This window comes from Laspinema olomoucense D3b, assembly GCF_025370785.1.
GTDB classification, from domain to species: Bacteria; Cyanobacteriota; Cyanobacteriia; order Cyanobacteriales; family Laspinemataceae; genus Laspinema; species Laspinema olomoucense.
Genome location: NZ_JAMXFA010000033.1, coordinates 70,315 through 82,017, shown reverse-complemented (window position 1 = coordinate 82,017; position 11,703 = coordinate 70,315). Strand labels below are relative to the sequence as shown.

The 11,703-nt window shown below is 49.8% G+C and carries 10 protein-coding genes; 2 read left to right on the top strand and 8 right to left on the bottom strand.

The features are described from left to right. The 6 genes from NG792_RS21160 to NG792_RS21135 all read right to left on the bottom strand — a co-directional run. Positions 1 to 1,340 (bottom strand): GAF domain-containing protein (locus NG792_RS21160; RefSeq protein WP_261236705.1); only part of this gene is annotated, 1,340 nt, incomplete at its 3' end. Between the two features lie 714 nt (positions 1,341 to 2,054). Then, positions 2,055 to 2,522 (bottom strand): riboflavin biosynthesis intermediates N-glycosidase, encoded by a 468-nt coding sequence (ybiA, locus tag NG792_RS21155; RefSeq protein ID WP_261236704.1) that lies wholly within the window; start codon positions 2,520 to 2,522, stop codon positions 2,055 to 2,057. A gap of 308 nt (positions 2,523 to 2,830) precedes the next feature. Continuing rightward, complete coding sequence (locus NG792_RS21150; RefSeq protein WP_261236703.1) at positions 2,831 to 3,952, bottom strand: geranylgeranyl reductase family protein; 1,122 nt, start codon at positions 3,950 to 3,952, stop codon at positions 2,831 to 2,833. Between the two features lie 205 nt (positions 3,953 to 4,157). Continuing rightward, complete coding sequence (gene frr, locus NG792_RS21145) at positions 4,158 to 4,706, bottom strand: ribosome recycling factor (RefSeq protein WP_261204074.1); 549 nt, start codon at positions 4,704 to 4,706, stop codon at positions 4,158 to 4,160. Beyond that, positions 4,693 to 5,421, bottom strand: a complete 729-nt coding sequence (gene pyrH, locus NG792_RS21140) for a UMP kinase (protein ID WP_261204075.1) — start codon at positions 5,419 to 5,421, stop codon at positions 4,693 to 4,695. Before pyrH ends, frr begins: the two co-directional genes overlap by 14 nt. 192 nt (positions 5,422 to 5,613) lie before the next feature. Next, positions 5,614 to 6,162 carry a thioredoxin family protein gene (locus tag NG792_RS21135; protein WP_317619518.1) on the bottom strand — a complete coding sequence of 183 codons (549 nt, stop codon included), beginning with the start codon at positions 6,160 to 6,162 and terminating at the stop codon, positions 5,614 to 5,616. Positions 6,163 to 6,419: 257 nt separating this feature from the next. Between NG792_RS21135 and NG792_RS21130 the strand changes: the two genes are divergently transcribed. Both NG792_RS21130 and sfsA read left to right on the top strand, forming a co-directional pair. Beyond that, positions 6,420 to 7,355, top strand: coding sequence for an alpha/beta fold hydrolase (locus NG792_RS21130; protein WP_261236701.1), 936 nt, complete (start codon positions 6,420 to 6,422; stop codon positions 7,353 to 7,355). A gap of 397 nt (positions 7,356 to 7,752) precedes the next feature. After that, positions 7,753 to 8,484, top strand: a complete 732-nt coding sequence (gene sfsA, locus NG792_RS21125; protein ID WP_261236700.1) for a DNA/RNA nuclease SfsA — start codon at positions 7,753 to 7,755, stop codon at positions 8,482 to 8,484. Positions 8,485 to 8,669: 185 nt separating this feature from the next. Here sfsA and trmFO read toward each other — a convergent pair whose 3' ends face one another. Then, positions 8,670 to 10,016, bottom strand: a complete 1,347-nt coding sequence (gene trmFO / locus NG792_RS21120; RefSeq protein ID WP_261236699.1) for an FADH(2)-oxidizing methylenetetrahydrofolate--tRNA-(uracil(54)-C(5))-methyltransferase TrmFO — start codon at positions 10,014 to 10,016, stop codon at positions 8,670 to 8,672. A 195-nt stretch (positions 10,017 to 10,211) separates the two neighbouring features. Next, entirely contained in the window at positions 10,212 to 11,702 is a 1,491-nt protein-coding gene (locus NG792_RS21115) for a site-2 protease family protein (protein ID WP_261236698.1), read from the bottom strand. Between the last annotated feature and the right edge of the window lies 1 nt (position 11,703).

Here is an 11,703-nt window from a genome sequence, read left to right as displayed (position 1 = left end):
GTGCGTTCTTGGACCTGCTGCTCTAGGTTGGCATTGAGGGAATTAACTTCTTTGTAGAGTAAATACTGCTCGATCGCCATTGAAAAATGCTTCCCGATCGCTCGGGCCATTTCAATTTCTTCTGGCTTCCAGTCTTGAGCTTGTCCCGTTTTCCGTTCCCGCCATGCCTCAAAGGATTGGCGAGGCAGTAATTGCTTAAGATTACTATTAAAGCGTCCCGCCCATAAGGTTTCGGTTTCAATTTCATTGCGAAAAATTGTCAAATATCCGAGATTTTGTTGCCGATAAAACAGGGACATTACGAGCAGACTGCGAATCCGCGTGGGGCGGAAATCGGGGGTAAAACAGTTAATGTCAATGGGTTTATAAATATCCGTGATCGCCCAGACGGAACCGGCATGAGATTGTTCTAAATTAAGGCTGGAATTGGCGGTTTCCAGCCAGTCTTTCCAGAGGGGATGTTCTTCTAGGATGTCGCAGAATTCAGACTTGACTGGCAGCGGTTGTTCCCCGGAAGTAAACAGTTGACTCTGTGAGCTTTCCAGGTTCCCCATCATGGAATTGTGTTTCGCGCCGATGTAGAGCCTACCACCACATCCATTGAGGGCAGTGATAGTGGCTTCTAGTGCCGCCTGGACCTCAATGCTGGGTTGAGCGTGGAGTAAGGCTGCCACTTGATTGATCGTTGCTTCTCGGGCTTGCTTTTGCTGGGTGGCTTGGAGGAGGGTGGCTTGGGCGATCGCGATCGAAACCTGATCCGCCAATAATTGTACCAACTGCAAATCGTCTTCAGAAATCGGGCGCGTTTCTACATGATGGGAGACAACTAACCCCCAGAGTTCCTGATGATGGAGGATGGGTACCACCACGGATGAGTTGATTCCCATTGCGCGGAGGTAGGTTAAATGACACTCATCTACCGGGCGATAGCGGATGCTGTTTCCCACTTCCCCCGATTCATGGGAGGCATATTCCCTGGAACTGACCCCGATTTGTTGCTTAGCCACATCTACGATGGAACAAACCCGTTCTTTGGTAAACCGTTCTCTAGCTCGTTCTGGAATATCATCTGCCGGAAAATTTAAGCCTTTGAGGGAGGGAAGGCGATTTTCATTAATCGACTCGGCAATCACTTTCCCACTGTTATCCGGATTGAATTGATAGACCATGACGCGATCGGTTCCTAAGAGGGACCGAATTTCAGCAGCCGTAGCGGTGAGAATTTCCTCTAAATCCAGAGATTGGCGAATCCGGTTGAGCATTCGATGCAACAACACTTCGCGATCGAGTCTTTGTTGGACGGGTTGTGCGGTATTTGTATTATTATTTTTGAGTGTCATAAAAAATTCGCTTTTTTCCAATCCAGATGTTTTGACCTCGGGAAGGTTCAAAAGCCTCCTTCCCCTAAATTAGATGTTAAGGCTCTCGAAAAATTACAGGGTTGAGCGGCACAAATCCCGTTCCTCTACACCTACTCGAATTATTTCGTCGCCTTATGAGTGCCAGTAGTTCCATACCCCGCTTTACTGAAAGGGGGCTTACTACCTCATCTTTAGGGATCTGACCTGCTATCGTCTTTACTGACTCAGTTATGGATGAGGATTGGCATCAGCTAGAACTCCCCTGGATGAGTTTCTAGCAAATAGCTAAGGGTTTAGTTCCAGTTTCCCCGGTTGTGGGTTACGCTTGCCTAAACCCCCATCTTGATGCCTTTGTCAACATGATATCAATAAAATCTTAATATATTCCAGGTCTCTAGAGTTGCAATGACTTATAGTCCGGTCAGCTCGTTCCGCCTATTGACAAAAATCCTAGGGTAGAGTATATAACGATCGCCACTGTGCTAAGGATTAGTAGGGATGAGTGACTGGAACAAATCCCCGGGAGAGAAAAAAACCACTGAATCCGGAGATTGCCGATTCCTGCTATCGGGAACCCAGATTTCTGTGGTGGGGGCGATCGCTCCTTTAGAGTTTTTATATGTTGTGTACAGTTTCCTCGGACCCCCGGGAAACCCCACTTGGCAATCCACGCCGCGTTCCCAAATTGCCCACTTAACTGGACTCTTTCTCCTGAAGGCGTCCTCGGATTTCTTCCCGGACACTCATCAACATCTGACCCAGATGATTTTGACCCGTGCGGTCCTCACCACAGCCCCAGAAATAATCCGTCGGGGAATCTTCAACAATGGTAAGGTCCTCCGTCCCCAGCAGAATCGCCTGGATATCTAAATGGGTCAAAAACTTCGTTAATACCGCTTCTCGCATAATCCCGAGTTTGACCCAATCCCAGTTGGAGCGAACAGTCCGAGAGGGGTCGCGTCCTAATTTGGCCGCTTCATCCGGAGTCGGTGCATTCCGGATTTGAGTAATAATCGACTCATCCTCTACCCCAATAAATTTATGAGCTTGATAATAATGCTCGACTGTCGGCCAATGTAGGCCCTTTCTCCGAATTCCGTGGGGGGAAAAATTAGAAAAACAGCCGTAGGGTTCGTCAACTTTGTAAAAATAAATGGTCATTTCTATAGTCTAGTTTATTTATGCCTGAACATCTTAAGGATTGACTAAATATCCGAGCATCTCACTCCCTTGAACCCTGCTTCCCCTCCTGCAATTCTATTGTCTATCTGGTGATCGCAGCGCCCCTGGGCATTGGGATGGGATGCTATCAAGACTCGGTAGAGAGGGCGTCGGTATAGTGGGGGTTAGAAACCGGGTTTTTGGACAAAATTTTGGCCGATTTGTCACCTATCTCACCCAGAAACCCGGTTTCTTGTCCTTGGAATTTAATCCGGTCCCAATGGTTTAGGGGATTGCTCGAAACCGGACTAGCCCCCGAAACCGGGAATCAGGTTTTTCTTGAGGCGGTCGATCGCCTTGTTGGCAATATCGGCATAACTGGTTTCTCCACACAATACCTCTACCATGCGTTGAGTCGCACTCGGACGCTTAATCCCCACTTTGTAAGCAATTTTGGGAATTTTGTAGAATAAACCAGACACGCGAGAGGCCCAAACCATTTGTCCTCCCCATTCCTCGTTCATCACCTGAGTGTATTTTTCTAGGGCGTTGCTGGTCCCGGCGAGGGCAGCATCGATGGACTCTGCGGCTTTAACTCCACTAAACATCGAGGGACGAATTCCCTCAGCAGTTAAGGGGTCCACGACGCAGGCAGCTTCCCCGGCGAGGATGGCATTCTGGGTATGGAGTTTTTGCTCTTTTTCCCATAAGCATAGAAAATCCTGATGCACTTGGGTGGAGAGGGGGAAGCCATTGGCTTGGGCATATTCGGTTAAGATTTGATCCAGCTTTTCTTTGGTGCCTCCTTGTAAGTTGGCAATGCTGAGGCTGTAACCATCGGCTTTGGGGAAGTTCCAGATGTAGCCTTTTTTGATGCGGCCAAAATCAAACTGGATCAGAGAATTGGGATTTGGGGAAGTAATTTCGATCGCAGCGGCTGGTTGGCGATCGCGCTCTTTAAAGCCTAGCATTTTCGCCATCGGACCTTTGGCCCCATCGGCGGCGATTAAATATTTGGCTTCTAAGGTTTCCGTAGCGGTGGTGACTTGCCAGCGATCGCCTTTGAAAGCAATTTGAGTGACTGCACTCTTGTCTCGAACTTCGGCCCCTTGTTGTTTAGCTTGGTCGATGAGAAATTGGTCAAAGATATCCCGGCGGACCATCCACATCGGTTCAGGGGTTTCCAGTTGGACCTCTACGGGGTCCTCTCCCTGCCAGGTATAGCGCAGGCGATCGACTTTCATCGAAATCGCCGGGGAAAAGTCAAAGTCAAACCATTGAGCGATTGCGGGAGAGACACCGCCTCCACAGGGTTTATATCGCGGCAAAGATTCTTTTTCTAGGACTAAAACCGATCGGCCTCGTTTTGCTAAATGATAGGCGGCACTGCCGCCAGCGGGACCCGCTCCTACAATAATGCAGTCGAACATAATGATTGAAGTTTCACGTCTCAATTGAATTGATTTTATGGCACGCCCTGGGCGATCGCGCCTCTGTCATCAGGCAGAGGACAGGCCAGGACTCCTTGACAAACTGTAACGAATAGATGGCAGAAAAACCCAGATAACCTGAAGAATTATCTGGGTTTTTTAGTTGATTACAAACTCGCTAGGCTTGAGAAAACGGTCAGAAAAATTAGACAGTAGTGATGTCTTTTTCCTTAGCCGCCAGCACTTCATCGATTTTTGCGACGTATTTATCCGTCAGTTTTTGAATGTCATCTTGCAACGCTCTCGACTCATCTTGGGAGATGTCGCTATTTTTTTCCTGCTTGCGGACGGAATCAATGCCATCCCGACGAGCATTGCGAATGGCAACTTTACCTTCTTCGGCGTATTTTCCGGCAACTTTCACCAGTTCCTGACGGCGATCGCTGGTTAACTGGGGAATATTCAAGCGAATAATTGCCCCATCATTGTTCGGAGTTAAGCCCAAATCCGAGGTTAAAATCGCTTTTTCAATAATCGCCAAACTGTTGCGATCAAACGGTTGAATTGAAATCGTACTGGCATCGGGGGTATTGATGCTTGCTAACGATTTCAATGGGGTGGGTGACCCGTAATATTCAACCATGATTTTATCCAGCAAAGAGGTATTCGCTCTGCCGGTGCGAATAGTGTTAAAAGAGCGTTGAGTTGCCTCAACCGCTTTTTTCATTAGATCTTCTACTTCAGCTAACTTCACAAAAACCTCCCACAATCGTTCCGACGTTTTCTCCCAAGACCGCTCGGCGGATGTTACCCGGTACCGATAGGTCAAATACTATGATAGGGATATTATTGTCTTTGCACAGGGCGATCGCGGTACTATCCATCACCCGTAAATCGTGCGTTAAAACATGACCATAAGTCAGGCTATTATACCGTTTCGCATTCGGGTTAAGATGGGGGTCACTATCATAAATCCCATCGACTTTGGTGGCCTTAAAAATCACCTCAGCATTGATTTCGGCGGCTCTGAGGGCGGCGGTGGTATCCGTGGTAAAGAAGGGATTTCCCGATCCAGCCCCAAAAATAACCACCCGTTTTTTTTCTAGGTGGCGAATGGCACGACGACGAATATAGGGTTCAGCCACTTCCTGCATGGCGATCGCGGTTTGCACCCGCGTCTGTACGCCCATGCGTTCGAGAGAATCCTGCAAAGTCATGGCATTCATCACCGTGGCGATCATGCCGATGTAGTCCGCAGTCGCCCGATCCATGCCAGCGGCTGCGCCTTTAACTCCGCGAAAAATGTTACCGCCACCGACAACGACTGCCACTTCTACGCCATCAGCTATCAGATCTGCCAACTGTTGCGCGATTTGCTCAACCACGATGGGATCGATGCCATAATTTAGCTCGCCCATCAATGCTTCGCCACTCAGCTTTAGTAAGACTCGCTGGTACACTCTCCCCATCAGCTCACTCTTTTCCCAACTGTATTTGCCTCCCCCATAAGATAGCAGGATGTCGGCATTTTTCGACGCATTCTACCAGAAATCATCCCTGGGTTGTCTGGAGACTCCCGGAAATGCTTGGGATAGGGGTCCGTTCTGGGATTTAAGGGCTCTGGCCCTAAGCCGGTAATGGCAGTCAGGGGCCGGAATGGCTTAGGGTCCTTTCTGATGCCATCTAAGGGAACCGCCGATTGCCTCTGTAGACTCTATGGCAACCGTTTCCCCGGATAGCAAGGATGCGATCGCCTCTCTCAAGTAGCTACTCTCCACCTCTTCGGGGCAGTCGGGATGATCATCAATGGAGCCTCGATAACGCAAAATCCCCTCCCCATCCAGCAAAAACACCTCTGGGGTCTTTTCAGCACCAAAGCAATGGGCCACATCCTGGGTGGCATCCCGGAGATAGGGAAAATTTAGGCCCCTTTCCTGGGCGAAGGACTTCATCTGTTCAAAGCTATCTTCAGGATATTGACGGACATCGTTGGAGTTAATGCCAATCAGGGTAAAGCCCTTGTCGTTAAAATCCGTCTGGATCTGTTTGAGGCGATCGAGATAGGATTGGACATAAGCACAGCGATTGCATAAGAAAATTACGCCCACTCCCCGATACTCTTCCAAATAACGGGCTAAGTGGTGAACGCGATCGTCTATTCCCGGCAATTCAAAATCCGGGGCATGGCTTCCGATAGCAGTCCCTATCATTTCCATAAAACTGAGTTCTCTGTGGTATGGACTGAGCAATTGAAAAATCGCGCTTAAGGGAATCCTGTCCTGGCATCTTCCCGACCAGTTGGGATTCATGCTTGCGCTAACTTTAGTTTATGCATTTTCTTTGCCGGTCGTAAATTCCCGAACCCAAAATTTGACGCTTCCAACAGCGGGAAAAAATTGTAACATTCTGTTAAGCCCATCCCTCGATATCCAGGGGCGATCGGCCTGGTTCCTTCTCTCCCCCAGTCATGACTCTGATTCCTTCCAACCCTTCACCCCCTTCCCCTAGCGCCGCTTTGCCCTTTCAAACTTGGACCTGGCGTGGGTTTCCGATATGCTACCAACAGCAAGGAGAGGCAGGACCGGCAGTGGTACTCGTCCACGGATTTGGAGCCTCATGCGGTCACTGGCGCAAAAATATTCCGGACCTGGCGACGAGTTGTCGAGTCTATGCTATTGACTTGATTGGATTTGGCTACTCCGCGAAACCAACCCCTGGGGAGGCGATCGCCTATACCTTTGAAACCTGGTCACAACAACTCGCCGATTTTTGCCGGGAAATCGTCGGGGGTCCCGCCTTCTTCGTCGGCAATTCCATTGGCTGTATTGCCATCATGCAAGCTGCTGTCGATCATCCCGAACTCGCCCAAGGCATTGTCGCGATTAACTGTTCCCTGCGCCTGCTGCACGATCGCAAACGGTCCCTCAAACCCTGGCATCAACGCATCGGCCCACCAATTGCACAAAAAGTATTATCTGTCAAGTGGATTGCCCAATTCTTTTTTAACCGATTAGCCACTCCAAAAACAGTCCGCTCCATTTTATTGCAAGCCTACCGCAAAGCCGATGCCGTCACCGATGAACTGGTCGAGATTATTCTCGGACCCTCCCGGGATATCGGTGCAGTGGATGTCTTTGTCGCCTTTACCCGCTATTCCCAAGGCCCCTTACCGGAAGACTTGCTACCGCTTTTACCTTGTCGGGCCCTCCTCCTCTGGGGCAGCGAGGACCCCTGGGAGCCCCTCAATCTGGGACAAGAATTTGCCAAAATTCCGACGGTAGACCAATTTATTCCCTTACCGGGATTGGGTCATTGCCCCCAAGATGAAGCCCCCGAGGTCGTTAATCCCATTGTGTTGGACTGGATATTAGGAAAACAACGGGAATCCAAGGGTTTGGCGTAGGATTGGCAAAAGTCTCTTGGCATTATGATTTAGATTTACTCTCCAGAAATCGAGGGAATTCTGGTGAGCAAAATTTTCATAATTTCCTCCTATAAAATAGGGTGACGTTTCCCCATTAAATCAGCAACGGTAATGCGGCCTCCTCTGTCCCCCCGCCGATTCTCAATCCCAATCTTATTAACGAACTGCATCGGTTTGCCAAGGATTTCGAGGGGTGGGTTCTGATCCAATGTTGCAATGTTTCCCGGGAATGCTGGTGTAGTTTACTCTTTTCGATTTTGCCCCAAGGCGATCGCCTCGATGGTTTCTTTCCCCCCTCAACTCTTAGCTTGCGAATCAGTCTTCGTCCCTCTTTCTGATAAACTGGTTCGTTCACATCGGAGTCCCCATTGCAGCCATGAGCGAGTTTGTTTACAACTATCCCCCTTTATTTCCCGGGACCTTACTCAAGCGGTATAAACGCTTTCTAGCCGATATAAAATTGGATACCGGCGAAGAAATTACCGTACATTGTGCTAACCCTGGTAAAATGTTGGGTCTATCTGCCCCAGGCAGTCGGGTAATGGTATCCCTGAGTAGCAATATCAAGCGGAAGCTACCCTATAGTTTGGAATTAGTGGCAGCGGAAGAAAATCCGACCACTTGGGTGGGGGTGAATACGAATTTACCCAATCAAGTGATTAAATTAGCTTTAGCAGAACGACTGTTTCCGGGATTGGGTGCGTATGAAACCATCAAACCGGAAGTTGTTTACGGGCGCGATCGCAAGAGTCGAGTTGATTTTTTTCTCACCGGAACTGAGGGAACAACACCCATATATCTGGAGGTAAAAAATGTCACTTGGGCAAAGGGAGAAAAAGCATTATTTCCTGATGCCATCACCACCCGGGGTCACAAGCATTTGTTAGAGTTAATGGATGTGATCGAGACTCACTCCGCAAGGGCAGTCGCCCTATTTTTTATCAGTCGCGGAGATTGTGAGATTTTTGGTCCAGGAGATACCGCAGATCCGCTCTATGGTAAGTTATTACGGGAAGCGGTTGCCAAGGGGCTGGAAATTTTGCCCTGTCGGTTTGAGTTAACCCCGGCAGGGGTGAGGTATTTGGGGTTGGCTGAGGTGGAGTTTTAGGATAGGGAGGATGGGGGAGATGGGGAGGATGGGGGAGATGGGGGAGATACTTACAAAACTATTAACTGCACCTGATGGTCCCCTCCCCAAGACACAGGGGAGGGGACCGGAAGTGAGCTTAAATGTGAGGTAAATCCCCCTGAGCGTAAAAAACCTCCTCCCTATCCTCTCCAGAGGACTAAGAATTATGTCGTCAAAGCCGGAACTCTCACCTCCAAGCGGGTGCGCCAGCTTGATAGATGAGACAAGGACCGATCGCGATATTTGCCATACCGTTCTGGTTTGCTCTTGATTTTCTGGGGAAAAGGCGGCAAAATCCCAAAGTTAGGGGGCATGGGTTGGAAGTGTTTAGGGGAGGCGGAACTGATGAAGGAGAACAGTGCGCCCATCATGGTTGTATAAGGCAACCACACGGGTTTTAATCCTTGTGCTAACCGGGCGGCATTGGTTCCCGCTAACCAGCCTCCGGCAGTGGCGGCGGTATAGCCTTCGGTGCCAGTGAGTTGTCCCGCAGCGAGGAGGGTCGATCGCGTTTTGAACTGTAAGGTTCGGTCTAACAATTGGGGGGAATTAATAAAGGTATTCCGGTGCATCACTCCCATCCGGACAAATTCGGCATTTTCTAAGCCAGGAATTAACTGAAAGACTCGCTTTTGTTCTCCCCACCGTAAATTAGTTTGGAATCCGACCATGTTCCAGAGTTGTCCGGCTTTGTCTTCTTGGCGTAATTGCACCACGGCATAAGGCCGATTTTCGCTACGCGGATCACTCAATCCTACGGGTTTTACAGGACCATACCGCATGGTATCTTCTCCCCGTTTTGCCATTTCTTCAATGGGTAAACAGGCTTCAAAAAACTTTGAAGTTTCCCGGTCAAAGTCTTTTAATTCAGCTTGTTCGGCTTTGCACAATTCCTGCCAAAAATGTAGGTATTGTTCCTTGTTCATGGGACAATTGATATAGTCGGCGTCCCCTTTGTCATACCGTGAGGCGCGGAAGGCAATATCCAAATTGATGGAGTCACCGACAACGATGGGACTGGCGGCATCAAAAAAGCTCATGTATTCCATGCCGGTGAAGCGCTGCAAGTCGGTGGCGAGGGCGGGGGTGGTGAGGGGTCCCGTGGTGAGGACGACGATGCCATCTTGGGGAATTGCGGGGGCTTCTTCGCGCCGGAGGTCGATTAAGGGGTGGTTGGCGAGGGTTTCGGTGAGTTCATGGCTGAAGACGCCGCGATCGACGGCGAGTGCACCACCGGCGGGGACTTGATGGTGATCGGCGGTACCGATGACGAGGGACCCGAGTTGACGCAGTTCTTCATGGAGTAATCCGGCAGCGCGATCGCTGGCTTTGGCCCCAAAGGAGTTGCTGCATACCAGTTCAGCAAATTCCCCCGTATGATGGGCAGGGGTCATTTGCACGGGTCGCATTTCATAGAGGACGACGGGTACCCCAGCGCGGGCGATTTGCCACGCGGCTTCGGTGCCTGCAAGTCCGGCACCAATGACTGTAACGGGTTGTTTGTCGTTCATAAAAACTCTGAGAACTCCTGAGATGGGGGAACAAGGCGATCGCTCGCATGAGCAAGGGGAAATGATCCTAGGGCCTAAGATTCGGGGGTATCCTCCAGTCTGAGACCAAATTGTGTTGTTCTTTACTCTTCAGCCTGCGTAGGCAGGCTTCGTCCCTGTAGCCCCACCCTTCAGGGTGTGGGTTTTTAGAGACCTTCAAATTATATTTAACCACTGGGTGATCAGCCGGGGTGCTGGTAAGACGATCGCCAAAAACAGGGCGATCGCTACTAAGCCCAACATATCCCGGCGACTATCCAGTTCACTAACATCATTCAGGGCGGGGGAATCCATGATCGGCATCAAGAATAACAGCAGCGCCCAAATAATCCATCCGGGCTGCATCCAAGCGATTCCCAGAAATGCAATTCGGGTTATTTGTCCGATGCGGACCGCTTGCACCTGCCCAAACATGGCATGAATGATATGTCCACCATCCAATTGACCCACGGGAATCAGGTTTAAGGCGGTGGCGATTAAGCCAATATATCCGGCAACGGCAACGGGATGTAAGTTAATGGCACTGGTGAGGGTGAGTTGCGACCCTAGGGCGAGTTTACTCAAAAGGGTGAGAATGAGGGAACTTTTCGGGTCTAAGGCGGTGATTTGGAACATTCCTGCGTTCTCTGGCAGGGGTACGACGGTGGAATGAACCAATCCCCACCACAACAGGGGCAAGGTGACGACAAATCCTGCCAGGGGACCGGCAATGCTCAGATCAAACAAGACTTTCCGGTTCGGCATCGGCGATCGAATTTGGATGAACGCCCCGAAAGTGCCTAAGAACAATGGGACCGGAATAAAATAAGGCAGGGTTGTCTTGATTTTATAAAAAACTGCTGCCAAATAGTGACCGGATTCATGGATACCGAGGATGAGCATCAGGGCGACGGCATAAGGTAATCCATGAAGTAATAAACTGGGGTCGGATTGCAACTCCTCCAGAGAAAATCCAGCCAGTTCAGTCCCGAACAAGGTGGTGGTAAAGAGAGTGATCGCGGCTAGGGAGAGGGCTATTAGAGGTTTGTTTAAGTCATTGGGGGAGGCGGTTTGTTCTGGATTGGGAACTAGGATAAAAAAGGGCTGACCTTTGAAATCTTCTTGAAAAATAATTAAGAAGCGATCGCCGAATTTATCTTCGATTTTGGCGCGAATTTTTTGATAAGCCGACTCCGGGGGCGATCGCAACTGACCCCGACAGATCACCGCTTGCGGACGGTAATCAATCTGATGCAGAGCATAAAGCGTCCAATCAAAACAATCCCGCAGTTCCTGTTCTTCTCCATCATTCAGGGCACGCAACTCCTGGGGACTGGCAGGAGGACGGAGGCGATATCCCCCTTTTATTCCGGCAGATTCCCCGGCTGGATCAACTCCTGAATCCTGTTCTAAAGGGGGGCGAATATCCCGGCGACCCCAGAAAAAGAGTATCCAGTAAATTAGGGGCGACACCACAAAGGAACCCAGGGCCACTTCAGTGGGTAAGGGAGTTTGCTCCCCATGAATGATAAACCACGCCATCCACAGAAATGCGGGGGCCATTAATGCCAACCACAACACCCAAAGCGGGGTGCGCGTCAGGTGTGCCACACGCTGCCGCAAAATAATGTATGTAATAAATCCTAGAAGCAGTAACCAGAGAATCATG